A 22,554-nucleotide genomic window follows, 5' to 3' on the forward strand; every position below is an offset into this window, starting at 1 on the left:
ACGACCAGTGGAAACGCATTTGACACAAGAAGAGAGTGAAACGCGGCGCGTTCTTGGCCGGGTGAAGTGGTTCGACCCCGTGAAGGGGTTCGGCTTCGTCATCTCGGACGAGGGAGGACCGGACATATTGCTGCATGCGAACGTGCTGCGCAATTTCGGCCAGAGTTCCGTGGCTGACGCCGCCCGCATTGAAGTGAGTGTCCAGAGCACCGAACGTGGCATCCAGGCCACCGAGGTCTTTAGGATTGAACCGCCCGAGGCGCCCGCAGGTGTTCCCCTGGCTGATTTCGAGGAGATCGATCCCGAGATCATCCGGTCGGCGCCGCTCGAGCCGGCCCGGGTGAAATGGTTCGACAAGGCCAAGGGTTTCGGCTTTGCCAATGTCTTCGGTCGCGACCAGGACGTCTTCATCCACATCGAGGTGCTGCGGCGCTCGGGGCTCGCGGATCTGCAGCCGGGAGAGGCGCTGGCCATCCGGGTGATCCAGGGCAAGCGAGGCCAGATGGCCACGGAGGTCTGTGCATGGGAAACCGCGGTGGAGCACTGAGCCTCGCGGCGGCGCTGCTGCTCGGCGGGCAGGCGGCCTATGCCGCCTGCGACGTCAATGAGGTGCAACTCCGCGGCGACTGGGGCAGCGCCCGTTTCGCCGTCGCCGTGGCCGACAGCGTAGAGGAACGCGCGCGCGGGCTGATGTTCGTCGAGCAGATGCCGTCCGCAGCCGGGATGCTCTTCGTCTATGACGAGGCGCATCCGGTGTCCTTCTGGATGAAGAACACGCTGATCCCGCTTGATATGGTCTTTGCCGACGCGCGTGGCGTCGTGGTCTCGGTGCATGAGAACGCGATTCCGGGCGATCTCACGAGCATCGACAGCGGTGCGCCGACCCAATACGTGCTCGAGATCAACGGCGGCATGGCGGCCCGTCTCGGCATCGCCGAAGGCAGCCAGATGCAACACCCGGCAATCACCGAAGCGGCTTGGCCCTGCGACTAGGATTTTCGGCTTTTCAATCCCGGAAGAGCCTTGTATTGGCTCTCTTGTCGGGGCGTAGCGCAGCCTGGTAGCGCGACGGTTTTGGGTACCGTAGGTCGGAGGTTCGAATCCTCTCGCCCCGACCACAGCGCAAGGCGCTCACCCTTCCTCACATCGACATCCTCCTCTCCTAACATCGACGTCCCTTGCATCGCAATCGTCAGGAGGATGGCGCTGTCGCGCGTTTTGGGCTCGGATTGTGACGTGGCGTCTTGCTTAAATGCTGGGCAGAAACGCGTGTCTTTCGTGCATCACACCCGGTCCGGCGGCGCTAATGCCACTGTGGCGCGGTAAGAGACAATAAACCACATCTTGTGCTTATCTGACACAGACTGTGTCAGATGGGCTCTGAAACTTCGAAGGTAGCCGGAGCTGCTGCAGGCACCGGAATTTCGCCACTCCTCTTGAGGGCCCATAGCCCTAGTGCCTTATTTCTGGCGCATCACCAAATATATGGCTGTGGCCGGAATTTTCCGTTGACCGATGACGGGGATGTGAGCCAACTTGTTATCAACGGACCAAGAGCCACAATATGTAGTGGCCTTCCGCAGGGACAGACCATATGGAAACGCCAGAACACGGCGGCGCGTGCGAGAGTGCGTCCGTCGTCGGGCCTCCCGTGCCTTGCAGTCCGAATTTTGATTAGGGTCAGCAGGCAGGGGCAGAGACCATGAAGATCGAGAGACGGTATACCACGGCGGGGCAGGACGCCTATGCGGGCATCGACTTCGTCACCACCACCTCCGAAATACGTAACCCAGACGGCAGTTCGGTCTTCAAGCTGGAGGGCATGGAGGTGCCCGCCGGCTGGAGCCAGGTTGCTTCGGACGTGATCGCGCAGAAGTACTTTCGCAAGGCGGGCGTGCCCTCGGCGCTGAAGAAGGTGAGGGAAGCCGGTGTTCCCGAGTTCCTCTGGCGCGCGATTCCCGCCGAGACCGATACACCGCGCGGCGGCGAGACCTCGGCCAAGCAGGTCTTCGATCGTCTGGCGGGTGCCTGGACCTACTGGGGCTGGAAGGGGGGCTATTTCACCACCGAGGCCGACGCGAGGGCCTACTTCGACGAGATGCGCCACATGTTGGCGAGCCAGACCGCCGCGCCGAACTCGCCGCAATGGTTCAACACCGGGCTGCACTGGGCCTACGGCATTGACGGCCCCGGCCAGGGACATTTCTACGTCGACCACAAGACCGGCAAGCTCACCAAGTCCAAGTCCGCCTACGAGCACCCGCAGCCGCACGCCTGTTTCATCCAGTCGGTCAGCGATGACCTGGTGAACGAGGGCGGCATCATGGACCTCTGGGTGCGCGAGGCGCGGCTGTTCAAATACGGCTCGGGCACCGGCACCAACTTCTCGTCGCTGCGCGCCGAGAACGAGCGGCTTTCGGGTGGCGGCAAATCCTCCGGCCTCATGGGGTTCCTCAAGATTGGCGACCGCGCTGCCGGGGCGATCAAGTCCGGCGGCACCACCCGCCGCGCCGCGAAGATGGTGATCGTCGACGCCGATCACCCGGACATCGAGGACTTCATCAACTGGAAGGTTCGCGAAGAGCAGAAGGTCGCCAGCATCGTTGCGGGCTCGAAGATGCACGAAAAGATGCTCAACGCGATCTTCGACGCGATCCGGCAATGGGATGGGGCCGAGGCGGATGGCTATGACCCCACGGTCAACACGGCGCTGAAGACGGCGGTGCGCGAGGCGAAAAAGCTCGCCATTCCAGAGACCTACATCAAGCGGGTTCTGGATTACGCCAAGCAGGGCTACGCCAGCATCGAGTTCCCGACCTACGACACCGACTGGGACAGCGAGGCCTATGCCAGCGTCTCGGGACAGAACTCCAACAACTCGATTCGCGTCACCGATGCCTTCCTGCAGGCCGTGAGGGACGATGCCGATTGGGAGCTCATCCGACGCACCGACGGAACCATCGCCAAAACCCTGAAAGCGCGCGATCTTTGGGAGCAGGTCGGGCATGCTGCCTGGGCCTGCGCCGATCCGGGGATCCAGTTCCACGACACTGTCAACGCCTGGCACACCTGTCCCGAGGACGGCGCCATCCGTGGCTCGAACCCGTGCTCGGAGTATATGTTCCTCGACGACACCGCCTGCAACCTCGCCTCGATGAACCTGCTGACCTTCCTCAAGGGCGGCAAGTTCGATGCGGACAGCTATGTGCATGCCACGCGGCTCTGGACGCTGACGCTGGAAATCTCGGTGCTGATGGCGCAGTTCCCGAGCAAGGAAATTGCCCAACGTTCCTATGATTTCCGGACCCTTGGGCTTGGATATGCCAACATCGGCGGGCTGCTGATGACCATGGGGTTGAGCTATGACAGCGCCGCGGGCCGGGCGCTCTGCGGCGCGCTGACCGCCGTGATGACCGGCACGGCCTATGCCACCTCGGCCGAGATCGCCGCAGAACTGGGCACCTTTGCAGGCTTCGACCGCAACCGGGAACACATGCTGCGGGTGATCCGCAACCACCGCGCCGCCGCCCACGGCAAGTCGGATGGCTTCGAGGCGCTGGCGGTCACACCCGTACCGCTGGATAACGCGAACTGTCCCGACCAAACCCTTGTCGAGCTTGCGAAATCCGCATGGGACGAGGCACTGGAGTTGGGCGAGAAACACGGTTACCGCAATGCCCAGACCACGGTGATCGCACCGACCGGAACGATCGGCCTCGTGATGGACTGCGACACCACCGGCATCGAGCCCGACTTTGCTCTGGTGAAGTTCAAGAAGCTCGCAGGCGGCGGGTATTTCAAGATCATCAACCGCTCGGTGCCTGCAGCGCTGGCGGGTCTTGGCTACACACCCAGCCAGATCGAGGAGATCACCGCCTATGCAGTCGGCCACGGCTCGCTCGGCAATGCGCCGGGCGTGAACCACACGGCGTTGATTGGCCATGGCTTCGGCAAGGCGCAACTCGAGAAGATCGAGGCCGCCCTGGCCACCGCCTTCGACATTCGCTTTGTCTTCAACCAGTTCACGCTGGGCGAGGAGTTCTGCCGCGGCACGCTGGGCATTCCGGCCAAGAAGCTCTCTGACCCCAGCTTCGATCTGCTGCGCCACCTCGGCTTCAGCAAGGCCGAGATCGAGGCGGCGAACGACCATGTCTGCGGGACCATGACGCTCGAGGGCGCGCCCTTCCTCAAGGACGAGCATCTCGGCGTCTTCGACTGCGCCAACCCCTGCGGCAAGAAGGGCAAGCGCTACCTCAGTGTCGACAGCCACATCCAGATGATGGCCGCGGCGCAGAGCTTCATCTCGGGGGCGATCTCCAAGACCATCAACATGCCCAACTCGGCCACCATCGAGGATTGCCAGAAGGCCTACGAGCTGTCGTGGTCGCTGGGGGTCAAGGCCAATGCGCTCTACCGCGACGGCTCCAAGCTCAGCCAGCCGCTCGCCGCGGCGCTGGTGGAGGATGACGAGGAGGCGCAGGAGGTGCTGGAGACCGGCACCCCCGCCGCCAAGGCGCAGGTGCTGGCCGAGAAGGTCATCGAGAAGGTGGTGATCAAGGAGCTGGTGCGCTCGCACCGCGAGAAGATGCCCGACCGCCGCAAGGGGTACACCCAGAAGGCGGTTGTCGGCGGGCACAAGGTGTATTTGCGCACCGGCGAATACGGCGACGGCTCGCTTGGCGAGATCTTCATCGACATGCACAAGGAAGGCGCGGGCTTCCGGGCGATGATGAACAACTTCGCCATCGCGGTGTCGGTGGGCCTGCAATACGGCGTGCCGCTGGAGGAATTCGTCGACGCCTTCACCTTCACCAAGTTCGAGCCGGCGGGCATGGTGCAGGGCAACGACAGCATCAAGAACGCGACCTCGATCCTCGATTACGTGTTCCGCGAGCTGGCGGTGTCCTATCTCGACCGCACGGATCTCGCCCATGTGAAACCCTCGGGCGCGTCCTTCGACGATCTCGGACGCGGCGAGGAAGACGGGCTCGGCAATGTCGAAGAACTGAGCGAAAGCGCCGCAACCCGCTCGCTCGAGGTGCTCAAGCATATCTCTTCGTCGGGGTATCTGCGCAAGCGGCTGCCGCAGGAGCTTTCGGCGCTCGGCACGCTGATCTCCGAGGAGCGCCCGGCGGTGAGCTCCGCGGCAATGAGCACCTCGTCGCTCGCCATGGACGCGCGCACAAAGGCACGCATGCAGGGCTACGAGGGCGAGGCCTGCGGCGAATGCGGCAACTATACGCTGGTGCGCAACGGCACCTGCATGAAGTGCAACACGTGCGGCGGCACGTCGGGCTGCAGCTGAGCCATCGGCGGCCGGGCACCGCGCCCGGCCCCTGTCGTCACTCCGGTGCGACCTGCTGAAGCGCCTTGCGCCGCAGCTTGCCGTTGGCACTGCGGGGCAGGGTCTCGACCCTCACCCAGGCGCGGGGCTGCTTGTAGCGCGCGAGTTTCTCGGCCGCGTCAGCCTTGAGCATGTCCGGATCAAGCTCGGTTTCGGCGACGTAGAAGGCGGCAATGACCCGGACGCCCTCTTTTACCGCAAGATCGGTGACCGCCAGTTCGAGGATTCCCGGCAGACCCGCCAGCGCCGCCTCGACTTCCAGCGGCGAGACCCTGTAGCCGCCGGCGTTCATCATGTCGTCGCCGCGGCCGAGGTAGCTGATCGAGGCATCCTCGGCCATGGCGGCCTGATCGCCGGTGAGGAACCAGTCGCCGGCAAGCCGCGCCCGGGTTTCCTCGGGCGCCCCGAGGTAGCCGAGCATGAGGCCCGGGTCGGTGCGATGCACCGCGAGCGTACCGGGTTCTCCGAGGGGGACCGGCGCGTGGTCCGGGCCGAGAACGGCCACGCGCCGCCCGTTCTGCGGACGGCCGAGCGTGCCGGCGGCGGCGGGCCTTTCGGGGGATCCCGAAATGAAGGTCGAGCATTCGGACATGCCAAAGGCCTCGTAGATCTCGCTGCCCGTCGCCGCGCGCCAGCGCTCGCGGATCGGGTCAGAGAGTTTCTCGCCGGCTGAGAGCGCGTGGCGCAGATCGGGCAGCGGCGGGAGGGGGAATTTCAGCACCTGCCGAAACACGCCCGGCGCGGCGGCGAAGATGCTGGCATCGTTGCGCTTCATCAGCACTGCAAGCTGCGCAGGATCGGTGCGGGCCTTGGGGATGAGCGCCGTGGCGCCGCGGGTCCAGGGGTCCATGAGGCCGGTGCCCAGCGTGTAGGTCCAGTTGAAGGCCCCGGCGTGCAACAGCCGGTCGTCGGCGCGCAGACCGTACCAGTCCTCCATCATCATCTGTCGCGCCCAGATCGCGCGATGCGCATGGGCGACGGCGCGGGGTACGCCGGAGGTGCCCGAGGTGTAGATGATGTAGGCAAGCCGCTCCGGATCACCCATGGCGAAGTCTGCGGGCGGCAGGTCGTGCCAGGGGGTGAAGCGCTCGGCTGTGTGGGTCGGGATATCCGTGGCGGGACAGGCGATCCTGTCGCCGAGCAAGATCGCTGCGGGGGAAAGCTGCGCAATGATACGGGCCACCTCGGGCTCGGTCAGCTGCGAGGAGGTCGGCACTGGTACGATACCTGCGGCGATAGCGCCAAGGTAGCTGATCGGAAAATCCACCGTGTTTCCCAGCCGCAGCAGCAGGATCTGCCCTGGCTCGAGCCCGGCCTGCAGGAGCCCGGTTGCGGTGCCCCGCACCGCAGCAATGAGCCGCGCGTAGGACCAGTGCTCGGTCGCGCTGGGGCGCAGGATCGACAAAGCGATCTTGTCGGGCGTGGCCGCGCCCGCCGCAAGCACATGGGCGGCGAGATTGAAGCGGGCGGGACAGGGGGCAAAAGCGCCTTCATCGAAAACGGACAGCATGGCGAAAGGCTTAGGCAGGCCGCGGGAGTCGCGCAAGCCCGCCGCAAGCGGCATTGCAAGCGTGGCGGCGGAAGGCTATGGCAGTTTCATGTCGCGTGATCCCCGTACCCTCATCCGCATTGCCCGCGAGTCCGGGCAGGAACACTCCGCCGAGCCGCTCGATCTGGGCGCGCGCGTGCGCGAGCTGCGCAAGGAACGGGACTGGACGCTGGAACAGGCTGCCAAGCAGGCCGGGCTGGCGCGCTCGACGCTCTCGAAGATCGAGAACGGGCAGATGTCTCCGACCTACGAGGCGCTCAAGAAGCTGGCGGTAGGGCTGGGAATATCGGTGCCCCAGCTTTTCACCCCGCCGAAGCGCGAGCAGGTCTCGGGCCGGATGGTGCACGTCAAGGACGGCGAGGGGCTGCGGCAGGTCACCACGACCTACGAGCATGAACTGCTGGCAGAATCGCTGACCCGCAAGAAGATGCTGCCCTACCGCGCGCGGGTGCGCGCCCGGTCCATGGAAGAATTCGACGGATGGGTTCGGCACGACGGAGAAGAGTTCCTCTACGTGCTCACGGGCGTCGTAACGCTTTACACCGAGTTCTATGAGCCCATCGAGATGCGCCGCGGCGACTCCGCGTATTACGACGCCTCGATGGGGCACAACGTGGTGTCGGTCAGTGCCGAGGATGCGAGCATCCTCTGGGTGACCTCGCTGGGCTGAAACGGCACGCGGGCGGCGTCACGCGGCCCGGCCATACAGTCCTCGGGAAAGCCTACCCGGCAAGCCGGTCGAGCTTCTGGGCCGCGCCGAGCGCGAAGGCCCAATCGTCCAGCTCGCGTTCCGCTTCTTGCAGGGTCAGGTCGTGGCGCCGGGCGATCTCGGCGGTGAGTTCCTCGCGGCTCCGGGGGCGTGCGCGCAGCTCGTCGCTGTCGAGATGCGGGAAACGTTGCGGAAGGCGTTCGGCGGTGAGGCCCCAGTTGCGGGTGATGCTTTGCCAATTCATGTGTCTCATGACTCCTGAACGAATGCGCCGGGACGATGTTCCCGGCCTCTTGCGCACCGGCGGAGGGCAGGTTCGTCGGCGGTGACGTCCACCTAAGATGAGACGGGCAGATTACCATAGTCTTAGGCTGCGACACGCTGTCCGTTCGGCCAAAGCCCGCGCAGCCCCGGGGTGGCTCTCGGCCAAAGGTTGCTGACCCCGCCGGGGGCGGGGTCAGCGGCGCGTTTCACTTCTCGGGCAGCAGTCCGCGCGGTGCGAAGCGCAGCACCAGCAGCAGGATCACCCCCATGGTCAGCAGCCGCATGTGCTGGACGCTGTCCTGCAGATGGGCCTTGATCGCTGAGCCGTCGGCCATGCCCGAGGTGATCAGGTTCATCGCGAATTGGCCCATCGGCTCGACCTGCACCCAGAGGAACCAGATCAGGAAGCCGCCGAGCACCGCGCCAAGGTTGTTGCCCGAGCCGCCGACGATCACCATCACCCAGATGAGGAAGGTGTAGCGCAGCGGCTGGTAGGTGCCCGGGGTGAGCTGGCCATCGAGCGTGGTCATCATCGCGCCGGCCATGCCGCAGAGCGCGCAGCCGAGCACGAAGATCTGCAGGTGGCGACGGGTGACGTCCTTGCCCATCGCCTCGGCGGCGGTCTCGTTGTCGCGGATCGCGCGCATCATCCGGCCCCAAGGCGATTTCAGCGCCAGCTGGGCGAGGATCAGCAGCACCACCAGCACCACGGTGAACAGCAGCGAGTAGCCAAGCTTCACCGCCAGCGTCGAGGCCGTGGTGGCATCAAGGCCCAGCGAGCCTGCGGTTTCGACGAAACCCGGATCGGCCTGCAGGTCGATCTCGTAGGGCACGGGGCGGGGCAGGCCGATGACGTTCTTCACGCCGCGCGCCAGCCAGTCCTCGTTCTTCAGCACCGCGATGATGATCTCGGCAATGCCCAGGGTCGCGATGGCGAGATAGTCCGAACGCAGCCCGAGCGCTGTCTTGCCGATCGCCCAGGCCACGCCCGCCGCCATCACGCCGCCCACCGGCCAGGCCAGCAGCACCGGCAGGCCGAGCCCGCCGAGATAGCCGGTGGCTGCGGGGTTCACCGCCTCGATGGCATCCACCGCCGGGTCGAGCAGCGCGCGGTAGGCGAAGAAGCCCGCCACGGTGATTGCCGCCACGGCCCAGCCGCGCACGCCGGTAGCGAGCTTCTTCCAGGCCAGCACGGCCGCGACGACCACGGCGATGCCGAAGAGGATCGCGCCGATGACGCGGGGGCCGCCAGCATCCCAAGCCTCGGGGACCGGCGCCATCGAGACCAGCACCACGGCCAGCCCGCCGACGGCGACAAAGCCCATGACGCCGACGTTGAAGAGCCCGGCAAGGCCCCACTGCAGGTTCACCCCGAGCGCCATGATCGCGCTCACGAGGCCCATGTTGAGGATGATCAGCGCCGAGTTCCAGCTCTGCAGGAAGCCGGTGCCGAGGATCAGCGCTGCGACCAGCGCGAAAAGACCAATGGTGCGGGTCATATGGTCTGCCCCTTGAACAGTCCGGTCGGGCGGAACAGCAGCACGATCACCAGGATCACGAAGCTGACCGCGAATTTGTAGTCGGTGGAAAGCAGCTGCACGAGCCCGTCGGGCGCCATGCTCTCCGGCAGGAAGTAGGTGAGGAATTTCTTCCAGGCGTAGGTGATGCCCACCTCGGAGAAGGCGATGACGAAGCCGCCGGCAATGGCACCAAGCGGGTTGCCGATGCCGCCAACGATGGCCGCCGCAAAGATCGGCAGCAGCAGCTGGAAGTAGGTGAAGGGTTTGAAGCTCTTGTCGAGCCCGTAGAGCACCCCGGCGATGGTCGCCAGCGCCGCCACGATCAGCCAGGTCACGGTGACCACACGCTCGGGGTTGATGCCCGAGAGCAGCGCCAGGTCCTCGTTGTCGGAATAGGCGCGCATCGACTTTCCGGTGCGCGTGCGATTGAGGAACCAGAACAGCAGCGAGACGGTGATCAGCGCCACCACAACGGTGAGCGCCTGGGTGGTCTTTATCGCGAGGCCCTCATCGAGGCCGGTCATTGCCTTGAAGTCGCGCGCAGAAATCAGGAAGCGCTCGCCGTCGGCGAAGTTCTGGTCATCGGGGCCGATCACGAAGCGGGTGAGCCCGTTGTAGACGAACATGATGCCCATCGAGACGATCACCAGGATCACCGGCTTGGCCTTTTGCGCGCGGTAAAAGCGGTAGACCACGCGGTCGGTCGCCAGCACCAGCACCGCGGCCCCGGCGATGCCGGCGGGGATGGCGAGCAGGGCGGTCGGAAGTGGTCCGAGACTAATCCCCGCGGCCTGCAGGCCCCAGGTGGCCAGCACGGCGCACATGGTGCCCCAGGCCATGGTGTCGCCATGGGCAAAGTTGGAGAAACGCAGGATTGCGTAGATCAGCGTCACGCCGAGCGCGCCGAGCGCCAGCTGGCTGCCGTAGGCGAGCGCCGGCACGATGACGAAATTGGCCAAGGCCACGAATGCGTTGAGGAAGTCCATCAGGGTAGGATCCTGCATGTCAGAAAGTCGATCTCCGCCGAGGGCGGCGCGGTGGTGCCGGTCTCGATGGTCTGGCGGAGCCAGAGCGCGGAGGTTTCACTGGTGAAGGTCAGCGTCTCTCGGTGGCCGAGTGCCGGGGCCCAGAGATAGGGACCGGCAAAGCTCATCGCCTGCGCCGCCAGGGAAGCGCCGCCGTCGATGGTGAGCTCGTAGGCGCCCGCGCCGGTGGCATCGGTGTCGACCGGCGCCAGCACGAAGCTGACTTGGCCCTCCGCATCGGTGCAGGTGCCCGCCTCGGAGCAGACGGTGACGCGATCGCACGCGAGCGAGACGCGCGCGCCTTCCGCGAAGGCGGGCAGCGCCGCGAGGGAGAGTGCCCCGCAGATCGCTGCGCCGGTCAGTCGGCGATGCAGATCAACCACCGAGGAAGCTCCGCCGCACGTCGGGATCGGCCAGAAGCTCCTTGCCGGTGCCGGTGAAGGCATTGCCGCCCTGTACCAGCACGTAGCCCTTGTCGGCGATCTCCAGCGCCTGCCGGGCATTCTGCTCGACCATGAGGATCGGGATGCCGGTGCGCGCCACCTCGAGGATACGGTCGAAGAGCTCGTCCATGACGATGGGCGAAACGCCCGCGGTCGGCTCGTCGAGCATCAGCACCTTGGGCCGGGTCATCAGCGCGCGGCCCACGGCCACCTGCTGACGCTGGCCGCCCGAGAGCTCGCCCGCCGCCTGCCGGCGCTTGTCGCGCAGGATCGGGAACAGCGTGTAGACCTGCTCCATGGTCTGGCGGAAATCGTCCTTGCGGATGAAGGCGCCCATCTCGAGGTTCTCTTCCACCGTCATCGAGGGGAAGATGTTGCGCACCTGCGGCACGAAGCCCATGCCGCGCCGCACGCGGTCCTGCGGCGAGAGCGCGGTGATGTCCTCGCCATCGAGCCGCACCGAGCCCGACCGCAGATCGAGCATGCCGAAGACCGCCTTCATGGCGGTGGACTTGCCGGCACCGTTCGGTCCGACGATGACGGCGATCTCGCCGCGTTCGACGGCGATGGTGCAGCCATGCAGGATGTCCGCGCCCTTGCCGTAGCCGCCGGTCATCGCATCGCCGATGAGGAAGGGCCCCCCGGGGGCCGCATGGGCCGCGCCGCCGGGTTTCACCGGCCAGGCGTCGCCCATGCCCTTGGGATTGGTGATCGAGCGGTCCTTGTTGCCGCGATCGCCGTAGATCTCGCCGCTCATCCGCCGATCATCTCCTTGTTCTTCAGCCCGGTGCCGAGATAGGCCTCGATCACCGCCTCATTTGCCTTGATCTCGTCCACCGTGCCCTCGGCCAGCACCTTGCCTTCGGCCATGACGATGACCGGGTCGCAAAGCCGCCCGATGAAATCCATGTCATGTTCGATCATGCAGAAGGTGTAGCCGCGCTCCTGGTTGAGCCGCAGGATGGCGTCGCCGATGGTGTTGAGCAGCGTGCGGTTGACCCCCGCGCCGACCTCGTCGAGGAAGACGATCTTGGCGTCGACCATCATCGTGCGGCCGAGCTCGAGCAGCTTCTTCTGACCGCCCGAAAGGTTGCCCGCCTTCTCGTCCTTGAGGTGCGAGATGGTCAGGAAGTCGAGCACCTCGTCGGCCTTCTTCAGCAGCATGGCCTCTTCCTGGGCAATGCGGCCGCGGCCGAAAATGGCGTTCCACAGGCTTTCGCCCGATTGGCTGCCCGGCACCATCATCAGGTTCTCGCGGCAGCTCATCGAGCTGAATTCATGCGCGATCTGGAAGGTGCGCAGCAGCCCCTTGTGGAAGAGCTCGTGCGGCGGCAGCCCGCTCACGTCTTCGCCATCCATGAGCACCCGGCCCGAGGTGGGCGCGAGCGCCCCGGCGACGACGTTGAACAGCGTGGTCTTGCCGGCGCCGTTTGGCCCGACGAGCCCGGTGATCGAGCCCTTGGCGATCTCCAGGCTGGCCCCGTCAACGGCACGAAAACCGCCGAAATGGCGGTGAAGGTTTTCGACGCGGATCAAATCTTGTTTCCCCAGCGGGCCCGTTTTTTGCCCGTGTTTTTGTTTGGTTCTTCGCGGCGCGTGTTCTTCCGCGCCCTTGTGTTGAGAAGCGCCCGGAGCTCTGGCCCCGGGCGCTGTGGTCTTTCGCTTACTTGAACGAGACGGTCTCGAAGGCGCCGTCCTTGATCTCGTAATAGCGGTAGGTGCCGGCGGCTTCGCCCGGTCCGATCAGCTCGACGTTGGTGGCGCCGACGTAGTCGATGTCGCCGCCCGCCTTGAGGATCTCGAGGGCCTTGCCCAGCTCGCCCGGCAGGATCGGCTCGCCCGGTGCGTTGGCGACGTCGAGGATGTTCGCGGCGACCGCGGCCGAGGAGGGCTCGCCACCCTTGGCCATCGCCAGCGCGATCAGCGCCGCGGCGTCGTAGCTTTCGCGGGTGTAGGAGCTTTCGGAGTTCACGCCGGCGGCTTCCGCAACGGCCTTGAACTTCTCGGCGCCTTCACCTTCCGCCCACGGCACCGAGCCGAAGGATCCGTCGATGTCGCTGCCGAGGTCTGCGAGGAGCGCGTCGGAATACATCCCGTCTCCCAGCGCGAAGGTGTCGAAGGCACCGGTGTCGAGCGAGGCCTGGATCATGCCCTTGCCGCCCTGGTCCGAATAGCCCAGCACCACCAGCGCGTCGCCGCCGGCCGAGGCCAGCGCGCCGACTTCGGCCGAGTAGTCGGCCTTGCCGTCTTCGTGCGGGGAGGCGAGGGTGATCTCGCCGCCGGCGTCCTTGAAGGCCGCCTCGAAGGCATCGGCAAAGCCCTTGCCGTAGTCGTTGTTGGTGTAGGTCACCGCCACCGACGAAATGCCGCGCTCACCGAGGATGCCGGCGAGCACTTCGCCCTGACGGGCGTCCGAGGGGGACGTGCGGAAGAACAGGCCGTTGTCTTCTGCTGCCGACAGCGCCGGCGAGGTCGCCGAGGGCGAGATCATCGGCACGCCGTTCGGCAGGGCGACGTTCGACAGAACCGCGCCTGTCACGCCCGAGCAGTCCGCGCCCATGATGGCGACGACGCCATCGGTGGTCACCAGGCGTTCGGCCGCGGCGGTGGCGGCGGCGCTGTCGATGCAGGTGGAGTCGGCGCGGACCGGAACCAGCGTCACGTCCTCGAGGAAGTTGCCGCTCTCGTTGATTTCCGCCAGCGCCAGCTCGGCGCTCCCCGCCATCGAGGGCGTCAGGGATTCGATCGGACCGGTGAAGCCGAGGATGACGCCAATCTTGGCCTCATCCGCATAGGCGGCACCGGCGGTGACGAGCGGAAGCGCAGAGGCCAGAAGCCACTTCTTCATGTAGTATCTCCCGAATTGGTTACTTGTTATTAAGTCGGGAGCCTATGCGGGCAAATTGCAAAAGAAAAGAGCGTTCAGCGCAGCAAAAATACGCTCCAGTAACGTCACTATGGAGACCACTGCGCAAAGCATGGGGGCGGGCTGAGCAAGGGGAGTATGCTGCGGCGCCTCAGCGTCGCGGGCGCCGGAGGGGGCGCGGCGTCAGTCCTCGGCGCGGGTGCCAGAGGTGCCGCGCTCGCGATAGGGCGTTGTCTGGTAATGCGCCCGGTAGCACTTCGAGAAATGCGAGGGGCTGGCGAAGCCGCAGGCCAGTGCGACGTTGATCACGCTCATGTCGGTCTGCATCAGCAGGTTGCGCGCCTTCTGCAGGCGCAGCTCCATATAGTAGCGCTTGGGCGAGCGGTTGAGGTAGCGGCGGAACAGCCGCTCGAGCTGGCGGGTGGACATGCCCACTTCCTTGGCCAGCACAGCGGGGCTGACCGGCTCTTCGATATTGGCCTCCATGCGGTGGATGACCTGGCTCAGCTTGGGGTGGCGCACGCCGATGCGGGTGGGCACCGACAGGCGTTGGGTGTCCTGATCGGTGCGGATCGAGCTGTAGACCAGCTGGTCCGCCACCGCGTTCGCCAGATCGGAGCCGTGGTCGTCGGCGATGATCTTCAGCATGAGGTCGATTGAGGCGGTTCCGCCTGCGGCGGTCATCCGGTTGCCGTCGATCACGAAGATTCGCTTTGAAAGCTCGACCTCCTCGAACTCCTCGGAGAAGCCGTCGTGGTTCTCCCAGTGGATGGTCGCGCGCTTGCCGTCGAGCAGCCCGGCCTTGGCCAGCGTCCAGCTCGCGGTGCAGAGCCCGCCCACTGCCTGGCAACGCCGGGCCTCGCGGCGCAGCCAGCCCAGCAGCTTGCGGGTGGTGGCGAGATGCACGTCGATGCCGCCGCAGACCATGATGGTGTCGTCGCGGCTGAGCTCGGGCAGCGCGCAATCGAGCCGGAACTCGACCCCCGCCGAGCAGCGCACGCTGTCGCCCTCGGCGCCGGTGAGGCGCCAGTCGTAGAGCGTTTGCCCCGCCATGCGGTTGGCGATCCGCAGTGTCTCGATGGCGGCCGAGAAGCTCAGAAGGGTAAATTCCTGAAGCAGGACAAAGACGAAGCGGCGCGGCTTCGGGACGCTGGCTGGTGCGGCGGGCACTCGCGGGTCGGACATCGCGCGGATCCTTGATGGGCACCCGCCGCGCGGGGGCGGGCGAGGGTCACATGGGCAGGAAAGCCACGCAGCGTCAAGGGATGTCGTTTTCGTGACAAAAGATGCAGAGTGAAGTGCTTTTTTTCTGCGCGTCCGGGGGCGCCTTCCGCCGAGGCAGATCGGGCGCTTTTTCCTATGGCTTTAGGACCGCCTCTTCGGTATAGCCACAGGACGTTTTTACCAAGACGTTTACGCTAACGGAGTGTCGCTGGGAGAGAGCCATGACCGAGTGGAGCAAATCGAGCTGGAGAGCAAAACCGCGGATTCAGATGCCGGACTATCAGGACCAGGCAGAGCTGAACGCAGTCGAGGCACAGCTTGCGAAGTATCCGCCGCTGGTCTTTGCCGGCGAAGCCAGGCGGCTGCGCGAAGAGCTTGGCAAGGCGTCGCGCGGCGAGGCCTTCCTGCTGCAGGGCGGAGATTGCGCCGAGGCGTTTGACCAGTTCTCGGCAAACTCAATCCGCGACACCTTCAAGGTGATGCTGCAAATGGCGATGGTGCTGACCTATGGCGCCAAGGTGCCGGTGGTGAAGGTGGGCCGTATGGCCGGCCAGTTCGCCAAGCCGCGGTCTGCCCCCACCGAAACGGTGAACGGTGTCGAGCTGCCGAGCTTCCGCGGCGATATCATCAACGAACTGGCCTTCACCCCCGAAGCGCGGCAGCCCAACCCGCAGAAGATGCTGCAGGCCTACACCCAGGCCGCCGCCACGCTGAACCTGCTGCGCGCGTTTTCGACCGGCGGTTACGCCGACGTGCACCAGGTGCATTCCTGGACACTCGGCTTCGTCGAGGGCGAGAAAGCCACGCGCTACCGCGAGATGGCCAACCGCCTGTCGGACACGCTCGACTTCATCAAGGCCGCGGGCATCGACAGCTCGCGCTCGGCGGCGCTGCACCAGGTGAACTTCTACACCAGCCACGAGGCGCTGCTGCTGGAATACGAAGAGGCGCTGACACGGGTCGACTCGACCTCGGGCAAGTGGCTCGCGGGCTCGGGCCACATGGTCTGGATCGGGGACCGCACCCGTCAGCCCGACGGCGCGCACGTCGAGTTCGCCAGCGGTGTGCTGAACCCGATCGGCCTGAAGTGCGGCCCCTCGATGACCACCGAGGATCTCAAGGTCCTGATCGAGAAGCTGAACCCCGAGAACGAGGCGGGCCGCCTGACCCTGATCGCGCGTTTCGGCGCGGGCAAGGTGGGCGATCATCTGCCGCGCCTGATCAAGACGGTCAAGGAAATGGGCGCCAAGGTGCTCTGGACCTGCGATCCGATGCACGGCAACACCGTCAAGTCGGCCTCGGGGTATAAAACGCGGCCCTTCGAGTCGGTGCTGAGTGAAGTGCGCGAGTTCTTCGCAGTGCACCGCGATGAGGGCACCGTGCCCGGCGGCGTGCATTTCGAGATGACCGGTCAGGACGTGACTGAATGCACCGGCGGGCTTTATGCCGTCTCCGACGAGAGCCTCTCGGACCGCTACCACACCGCCTGCGATCCGCGCCTCAACGCCTCGCAGTCGCTGGAGCTCGCCTTCCTCGTCGCGCAGGAGCTGACGGCGATGCGCGAAACCCAAGGGGATGTGGCCTCCGCCTGAGGCGGGCTGCGGCCTTCTTCCCGGTCGGGCAGGTGTCAGACGAATGCGATCAGGCGGGCTTTCGGGCCCGCCTTTTCCGTTTGTTGATTGCTTGTTTGGTGAATGCTCGCCGTGTCCGGCATGGGCAATCGCCAATCACCCCGCGCGCTAGTCGCGGCGGGGTGATCAAGCGATGTCCCAAGGGGATCAGGCGGCTGCGGTCTCGCCCTTTCCGGCTTTCTTGCCGAAGTTCTCCGGCGACAGCAGCGACAACTGGTCCGACGCCCAATGCCGCGTGTCGCGCTTCTCGACCGCCGCACGCAGGAGGGCCATGCGGGCGCGGCGCTCTTCCTCGGGCATGTCGAGCGCGAGATCGATGGCGAAATCCATGGCGCGGGTCGACCAGGGGTTGGTGAGCACGGCCGCCCCCATCTCCACTGCCGCACCTGCGAATTCCGAGAGCACCAGCACGCCGTCACCATCCTTGCGCGAGGCGACGTATTCCTTGCACACGAGGTTCATCCCGTCAGCCAGCGGGGTGATCCAGGCGACATCCGCCACTTGGTACCATGCCACCAGTTCGACAAAGGGAATCGCGCGGGAAATCAGCGCGACCGGCTGGAAGGTAAAGCTGCCGAAGCGGCCATTGATCCGGCCGGCGATCTCTTCGAGCTCCTTCTGGATCGGCTCGTAGACGGTCATGTTCCGGTTGGCCGGGACCGAGACGTGGAGCAGGCGGACCTGGCCGCGCAGCTCGGGGCGGCGTTCCAGCAGGCGCTCGAAGGCAAGCAGCTGGTCGGCGCCCCCCTTTGTGTAGTCGGTGCGGCCGACCGAGAGCAGCAGCTTGCCGTCGCCGATCTCGGACCGGAAGCGGGCGGCAAGCTTGTCCGTGTCCTCGGTGCCTGCGAGCCCCTTGATGTACTCGACGTCGACGCCCACCGGAGTCACTCCGAGCTGCACGATGTGCCCGTCATCCATGTGGATCTCGGTGGGCACGGTGCGGTCGGACAGGGCAGAGCCCTCCGAGATCATGTCATCGGCCACCTTGGCGCGAGGTACGTTGCCGACATCGCGCAGGCTTCGCACGCAGCTCAGGAAGTTCGCGGCATAGCGCGGGATATGGAAGCCGACGACATCGGCCGCCAGCAGCGAGTCGATGATCTCGCCGCGCCACGGCAGCACGTTGAACATGTCGGCGGCCGGGAAGGGGGTGTGGTGGTAGAACGAAATGCGCAGGTCGGGGCGCATCTGGCGCAGGTAGCCGGGCACCAGCCAGAGGTTGTAGTCGTGTACCCAGACCGATGCGCCCTGCGCGGCCTCCGATGCCGCCGCCTCGGCGAAGGCCCAGTTCACTTCGCGGAAGGTCGGCCAGTCGACGGGGTCGTAGTTGTACTTCTCCTTGAAGCCGTGAAGGATCGGCCAGAACGCCTCTTTCGAAGTGATGTGATAGAAGCTGCGTACCTGCTCGGCGGTGAGTGGCAGGCGCGAGACGGTGTACTCTCCGAAGCTGTCCTCGATCTCCACCACGCGGTCAAACCCGGGGTTGGAAGGATCCTCGGCCTCTTTCCATGCGACCCATGCAGCCTTCTCGACCGAGCCGAAGAAACTTTTCAGCGTGGGGACGATGCCGTTCGGGCTCTTGTTCTCGCGGTATTCGATCTTGCCGTCGACCTCGACTTCTTCGTAGGGCTGACGATGATAGACGATCACCAGATCACTGGACATGGCTCAGGCTCCTTTCGGAAGGTCGTGCATTTGGAAGGTGCGGATCGCCTCGAGTATGCCCGCGGCGCCGATGCGCTCGGCCTTGTGCACGTGGGGCAGGGCGTTCACCTCCTTGAGAAGCGCGGTCTCGGCACCGCCAACGGCAACGGCGGGCAGGCCGCATTGCAGCATCGACAGGTCGTTCAGCGTGTCCCCGGCGGCAAGCACCCGGCGTTCCTCGATCTTCAGATGCGAGACCAGCCGCCGCAGCGACGGCCCTTTTGAGATGCCGCGCGGGAGCACGTCGAAATAGCGGTTGTCAGACACCAACGGATCGTGGCCCATCTCGCGCACCTTGTCGTGGGCCGCGCCGTCGTAGGCCTCTGCATCGAGATCGTAGCTCACCCGGTAGCGGAAGTCGGTGGGCTGCAGCGTCAGGCCGGGATGGCCATGAAGCGCAGCGCGGACGGTCTCGCCAGCGTTGCCCCAGGTCTCGGCGATCTCTTCCTCGAGCCGCTCGATGGGGTGGATCTCGCCATCCACCACCTCGGCAATCGTGGTGCCGACGTCGCCCACGACAAACTCGGGCCAGGGCACGCCACCGTCGCAGAGCTCGCGGATGAAGCGCGGGTCGCGTCCGGTGACAAAGATCAGCCCGACCGTGTCGCGGTTGGCTTCGATCCAATCGTAGAGCGTTTTCCTGTCCTCTTCGGAGCCCCCGAGGAAGGTTCCGTCGAGATCGGTGGCCAGCACGAAGCGGCAGGTGGCGATGTCTCGGGCCTTCGTGGTATCGAGGCTCATGCGGGGTCTCCTTCGTGGGGATGCAGGAAAAGATCGAGCGCGCGGGGCTCGCCCTCGATCGGGGCGGCCCAGAGCTGCTGGAAGGTGGCGGTGAGCGGAGCGCCCTCGTGCAGGACGGCATGCACCGCCTCGCAGATCGGCATGCTGACACCGAGCCGCCGTGCAAGATCGACCACAGAGACCGCATTGACCTCGCCCTCGACGACGACCGGCTTGCCGTCAAAACACTCCTCACGCGCCAGCCCGCGCCCGAGCTGGGTGCCGAGCGCCATGTTGCGCGAGGTGGTGGACGAGCAGGTGAGGGTGAGATCGCCGGCCCCGGAAAGGCCGGTGACGGTCTCGCGGCGCCCGCCGAGCGCTTCGGCAAGGAATTTCATCTCGTCCATGCCGCGGGTGATCAGCGCGGCGCGGGTGTTTTCGGCGAAACCCGCGCCGGTCATCATGCCGCACGCGATGGCAATCACGTTCTTCACAGCGCCGCCGACCTCGACGCCGACCAGATCGTCGGAAACATAGGGGCGGAAGGCATCGGTCTGCATGGTCAGCGCCAGCCGGGCGGCAGGCGCTTTTTCCGGCTCGATGCGGTCGTGGTGGCTGAAGTTGAAGGCTACGGTGGCGGCTGTGGGGTGCCCGAGCGCGGTTTCGGTGGCGAATGTCGGGCCGGAGAGGGCGCCAACCGGATGGCCGGGCAACTCCTCCTCGACCACATGGCTCAGCAGATAGCCGGTGCCGCGCTCTATGCCCTTGCAGCAGAGCGCCAGCGGGACGCCCGCGGGCAGGAAGTCCCGCATCGAGCGGGCGACGTCGCGCAGCGTGTGAGACGGGGTGACCAGCAGCACCGCCTCGGTACCTTCAAGCGCCTCGCGCAGGTCCGAGGTGGGCCTCAGCGTGGCCGGCAGCTTGATGCCGGGCAGGTGGTCGGTGTTTTCGCCGGTCTCGGCCATGGCGCGGGCGAGATCGGGGCGGCGTCCCCAAATCCGGGTGTCGCATCCAGCACGCGCGGCGGTGGCTGCGAGGGCGGTCCCCCAGCTCCCCATGCCGATCACCGTGAGGCGGGAGTAGGGCGTGGCGCGGCGCGGGCCGGTGAGGCCGCGAGGCTGCGCGGGCGGGGTTTGCATGCTCTGTCCGTCCATGACACATGAGGGGCCGCTGCCGAAATGGCATCGTTGACGGCCCTGAGGGCTCTCTCCGTTTTTGTTTGCTTGATAACGCTGACAATAGGGCTTTGTTCCCCGATAGCCACCGCTGCACGCGTGATTTTTCTGCAGCTGCGAGAGCGTTTTTCGCCAAACCCCTGTCTTGAAAGGGATGTTTCCACCCTCAGCGAGTGCCTAAATTTTAGGCATGGAACCATTCTGGTGGCTTGGGCGTTTACTTCACGTACGCAATTACAATGACTTGGGCGGTGCGCCGCTCATGTGTGAGTGCCCGGATTTGACCTGGCCAGAAATGGCCATACGCTCTTACCCATTCGCCGCAGCGCAGCGGATGCGCCCTCAGGCGCCCCAGCGAGGATGCGGCCTCATCAGCTTCTCGGCCCCGAACGGGCTGACGAAAGGAGACCACGACGTGAGCACGCCCGAGAACAAGACCAGCAAGTCCAAGGTCCGCACCGCGATCTTCCCCGTTGCCGGCCTTGGCACACGTTTCCTGCCCGCCACCAAGGCAACACCGAAGGAATTGCTGCCGGTGCTCGACAAGCCGCTGCTGCAGTTCGCCATCGACGAGGCGCGTGCCGCCGGCATCGAGAGGATGATCTTCGTGTCGCACCCCAGCAAGGGGGCCATCGAGCGCTACGTGACCCAGGACCTGGACCTCTGCGCAACCCTGCGCGAGCGCGGCAAACACCAGATCGCAGACACGTTGCACGCGGCGGCGATCGACCCCGAGCAGGAAGAGGTGTTCTTTGTCATGCAGCCCGAGCCGCTGGGACTGGGCCACGCCGTGCTCTGCGCGGTCGAGCATGCGCTGCCGGGACCGGTGGCAGTGATCCTGCCCGACGATCTCATCATCAGCGAGCCGGGGTGCCTTTCCGAGATGATCGCCGCCTATGAGACGAGCGAACCGGGTCACATGGTCGCCACCATGGAAGTCAAGCGCGACGAGGTGTCGGCCTACGGCGTGCTCGTCCCGGAGGGCGAGCCCGAGGGCCAGATGCTGCGCGCCTCCGGCATGGTGGAGAAACCCGAGGCCGACAAGGCGCCGTCGCTGCAGGCAGTGGTCGGGCGTTACGTGCTCGACGAGTCGATCTTTGCGGAACTCGACGGCCTGCCGGCAGGTCGTGGCGGAGAGATCCAGCTGACCGACGCCATTGCCCTCGGCGCAGGAAAGGTTGGCCTCTGCGGCTTCCGCTTCTCTGGCGACCGCTTCGACTGTGGCTCCAAGGCGGGAATGCTGCGTGCAACGCTGGCCTATGCCGGCTCGCAGAAGGAATTCCATCCGGTGCTGCAGGAGATGCAGCCGATGCCGATTGCCGCGGAGTGACAGCAGGCGTTCAAAGAAGTCTGATTGGCGAGTGACATGGCGCGGCCCCGATGGGTGCCGCGCCTTTTTTTTCGCGCCTCAAGGGGTATGGCGGGGAGCAAAGCCCGCTCAGTCGTCGTTGGAGATGATCAGGCGCAGGTAGGGAGGACGCTTGTCCTTGGTCTCCTTTGTCTCCTTCGGCGGTGCCCCGCGGAAGGGGGTGGCGCCTTCTGCGAAGCCGCGGGGCGCAGCAGCGGGCTTGAGCGCTGGCTTGTACACGGGTCTCGGGGCGGGATCTGCCTTTTCCGAAGGCGCTGGGGCGGGCACGGCCTCGCCTTGCCTCGGAGCTTGCATGGAGATGCTCTCGATCCGGAAACGTCGCGGCGTGCGGCCGATTCTCCCGTGGGTCACAAGCGCGCCGATCATGCGGCTCATGTCGCCCAGATCCGAGCGCAAGGGCAGCAGCAACATGTCGCCGCTCAACCGACCCTTGCCGAAGCCCTCTTCGGCAACGAGATGCAGCCGGATCACCAGCCCGTCGGAGAACAGTTTGCTCACCGCGGCGCCAAGTTGCTCGCGGTCCTCGGGGGCGATGAGCGTCGAGAGCGGCATGCCCGCCATGTCGAGGCCCATGAGGTTATTGAGATGTGTGCCCGCAACGCGGACCTTGGCCAGCATCGGCGCAATGCGCTCGCCGAGAAAGGCGTACTCGAGGGCTTCCTCGATGGCTCTCGGGTCGATCTGGCTGCGCAGCGGGATTTGACCGTCATCGCCGAGAAGATTCCGCCAATAGGACTCGATCTGCCGCAGGGCGGCGAGGCGCCGCTCCTGTTCACGCTCCGTCATCGATACCACACCTTCGCCACTGCCACCCAGTCCGAACATCTTGCTTACTCCAATCGTAACATCTGCGCGGCCCGGCTGTACCCCCCGAAACAGTCTGACGAGCATTGAAGACGAAGTTACCTCAAATGCGACCTGTTTTCGCCCCAATTGTGGCTGAAAGGTTAACGTCCGCTTTGGCCTGCCGGGTGGACAGGGCGGCGCGAGACGGATAGGCGATTGAAAAGC

Annotated in this window: 19 protein-coding genes and 1 tRNA gene; 7 read left to right on the plus strand and 13 right to left on the minus strand. The window is 65.6% G+C overall.

The annotated features are described in order from the left end of the window. Window positions 1-7: 7 nt before the first annotated feature. From G0Q01_RS11320 to G0Q01_RS11335, 4 genes are all read left to right on the plus strand, one after another. Entirely contained in the window at window positions 8-547 is a 540-nt protein-coding gene (locus G0Q01_RS11320; RefSeq protein WP_095880456.1) for a cold-shock protein, read from the plus strand. Next, complete coding sequence (locus tag G0Q01_RS11325; RefSeq protein ID WP_164197021.1) at window positions 523-993, plus strand: DUF192 domain-containing protein; 471 nt, start codon at window positions 523-525, stop codon at window positions 991-993. The genes G0Q01_RS11320 and G0Q01_RS11325 overlap by 25 nt, the downstream gene beginning before the upstream one ends. 48 nt (window positions 994-1,041) lie before the next feature. Then, window positions 1,042-1,118 (plus strand) — tRNA-Pro (locus G0Q01_RS11330). A gap of 584 nt (window positions 1,119-1,702) precedes the next feature. Beyond that, entirely contained in the window at window positions 1,703-5,305 is a 3,603-nt protein-coding gene (locus G0Q01_RS11335; protein WP_164197022.1) for a vitamin B12-dependent ribonucleotide reductase, read from the plus strand. A gap of 37 nt (window positions 5,306-5,342) precedes the next feature. Here G0Q01_RS11335 and G0Q01_RS11340 read toward each other — a convergent pair whose 3' ends face one another. Continuing rightward, window positions 5,343-6,854, minus strand: a complete 1,512-nt coding sequence (locus G0Q01_RS11340; RefSeq protein ID WP_164197023.1) for a class I adenylate-forming enzyme family protein — start codon at window positions 6,852-6,854, stop codon at window positions 5,343-5,345. Window positions 6,855-6,942: 88 nt separating this feature from the next. On the opposite strand from G0Q01_RS11340, the gene G0Q01_RS11345 reads away from it, so the two are divergent. Continuing rightward, window positions 6,943-7,563, plus strand: a complete 621-nt coding sequence (locus G0Q01_RS11345; RefSeq protein WP_164213379.1) for a helix-turn-helix domain-containing protein — start codon at window positions 6,943-6,945, stop codon at window positions 7,561-7,563. A gap of 52 nt (window positions 7,564-7,615) precedes the next feature. Here G0Q01_RS11345 and G0Q01_RS11350 read toward each other — a convergent pair whose 3' ends face one another. From G0Q01_RS11350 to G0Q01_RS11385, 8 genes are all read right to left on the minus strand, one after another. Continuing rightward, window positions 7,616-7,846, minus strand: a complete 231-nt coding sequence (locus G0Q01_RS11350; protein WP_108965602.1) for a hypothetical protein — start codon at window positions 7,844-7,846, stop codon at window positions 7,616-7,618. A 226-nt stretch (window positions 7,847-8,072) separates the two neighbouring features. After that, window positions 8,073-9,365 carry a branched-chain amino acid ABC transporter permease gene (locus G0Q01_RS11355; RefSeq protein ID WP_164197024.1) on the minus strand — a complete coding sequence of 431 codons (1,293 nt, stop codon included), beginning with the start codon at window positions 9,363-9,365 and terminating at the stop codon, window positions 8,073-8,075. Then, a complete protein-coding gene (locus G0Q01_RS11360) occupies window positions 9,362-10,372 on the minus strand; it encodes a branched-chain amino acid ABC transporter permease (RefSeq protein WP_108965598.1) in 1,011 nt (336 codons plus the stop codon). Before G0Q01_RS11360 ends, G0Q01_RS11355 begins: the two co-directional genes overlap by 4 nt. Then, window positions 10,372-10,794, minus strand: a complete 423-nt coding sequence (locus tag G0Q01_RS11365) for a hypothetical protein (RefSeq protein ID WP_164197025.1) — start codon at window positions 10,792-10,794, stop codon at window positions 10,372-10,374. The genes G0Q01_RS11360 and G0Q01_RS11365 overlap by 1 nt, the downstream gene beginning before the upstream one ends. Beyond that, complete coding sequence (locus tag G0Q01_RS11370) at window positions 10,787-11,611, minus strand: ABC transporter ATP-binding protein (RefSeq protein WP_164197026.1); 825 nt, start codon at window positions 11,609-11,611, stop codon at window positions 10,787-10,789. Before G0Q01_RS11370 ends, G0Q01_RS11365 begins: the two co-directional genes overlap by 8 nt. Beyond that, window positions 11,608-12,390: an ABC transporter ATP-binding protein gene (locus G0Q01_RS11375; RefSeq protein ID WP_108965591.1), complete on the minus strand. Its 783-nt coding sequence runs from the start codon at window positions 12,388-12,390 to the stop codon at window positions 11,608-11,610. The genes G0Q01_RS11370 and G0Q01_RS11375 overlap by 4 nt, the downstream gene beginning before the upstream one ends. 127 nt (window positions 12,391-12,517) lie before the next feature. Then, window positions 12,518-13,702: an ABC transporter substrate-binding protein gene (locus G0Q01_RS11380; protein ID WP_164197027.1), complete on the minus strand. Its 1,185-nt coding sequence runs from the start codon at window positions 13,700-13,702 to the stop codon at window positions 12,518-12,520. Window positions 13,703-13,903: 201 nt separating this feature from the next. Beyond that, on the minus strand, window positions 13,904-14,905 hold the full coding sequence (locus G0Q01_RS11385; RefSeq protein ID WP_164197028.1) for a GlxA family transcriptional regulator: 1,002 nt from the start codon (window positions 14,903-14,905) through the stop codon (window positions 13,904-13,906). A gap of 260 nt (window positions 14,906-15,165) precedes the next feature. Here G0Q01_RS11385 and G0Q01_RS11390 point away from each other — a divergent pair, with 260 nt between their 5' ends. Then, complete coding sequence (locus G0Q01_RS11390; RefSeq protein WP_164197029.1) at window positions 15,166-16,536, plus strand: class II 3-deoxy-7-phosphoheptulonate synthase; 1,371 nt, start codon at window positions 15,166-15,168, stop codon at window positions 16,534-16,536. Between the two features lie 186 nt (window positions 16,537-16,722). On the opposite strand, the gene ggpS is transcribed toward G0Q01_RS11390, so the two are convergent. From ggpS to G0Q01_RS11405, 3 genes are read right to left on the minus strand one after another with little or no spacing between them, the layout of a single operon-like run. Next, window positions 16,723-18,240, minus strand: a complete 1,518-nt coding sequence (gene ggpS / locus G0Q01_RS11395) for a glucosylglycerol-phosphate synthase (protein WP_164197030.1) — start codon at window positions 18,238-18,240, stop codon at window positions 16,723-16,725. Window positions 18,241-18,243: 3 nt separating this feature from the next. Beyond that, entirely contained in the window at window positions 18,244-19,020 is a 777-nt protein-coding gene (locus tag G0Q01_RS11400) for an HAD-IIB family hydrolase (protein WP_164197031.1), read from the minus strand. After that, window positions 19,017-20,138 carry an NAD(P)H-dependent glycerol-3-phosphate dehydrogenase gene (locus G0Q01_RS11405; RefSeq protein ID WP_235940072.1) on the minus strand — a complete coding sequence of 374 codons (1,122 nt, stop codon included), beginning with the start codon at window positions 20,136-20,138 and terminating at the stop codon, window positions 19,017-19,019. Before G0Q01_RS11405 ends, G0Q01_RS11400 begins: the two co-directional genes overlap by 4 nt. 451 nt (window positions 20,139-20,589) lie before the next feature. On the opposite strand from G0Q01_RS11405, the gene G0Q01_RS11410 reads away from it, so the two are divergent. Continuing rightward, the gene (locus G0Q01_RS11410; protein ID WP_343502334.1) at window positions 20,590-21,504 is read left to right on the plus strand and encodes a UTP--glucose-1-phosphate uridylyltransferase; all 915 of its coding nucleotides are present in this window, start codon (window positions 20,590-20,592) and stop codon (window positions 21,502-21,504) included. 108 nt (window positions 21,505-21,612) lie between these two features. On the opposite strand, the gene G0Q01_RS11415 is transcribed toward G0Q01_RS11410, so the two are convergent. Continuing rightward, window positions 21,613-22,329 (minus strand): PAS domain-containing protein, encoded by a 717-nt coding sequence (locus G0Q01_RS11415; RefSeq protein ID WP_235940074.1) that lies wholly within the window; start codon window positions 22,327-22,329, stop codon window positions 21,613-21,615. Window positions 22,330-22,554: the final 225 nt, after the last annotated feature.

The organism is Salipiger sp. PrR007, from assembly GCF_010499845.1.
Taxonomy (GTDB): Bacteria; Pseudomonadota; Alphaproteobacteria; order Rhodobacterales; family Rhodobacteraceae; genus Salipiger; species Salipiger pacificus_A.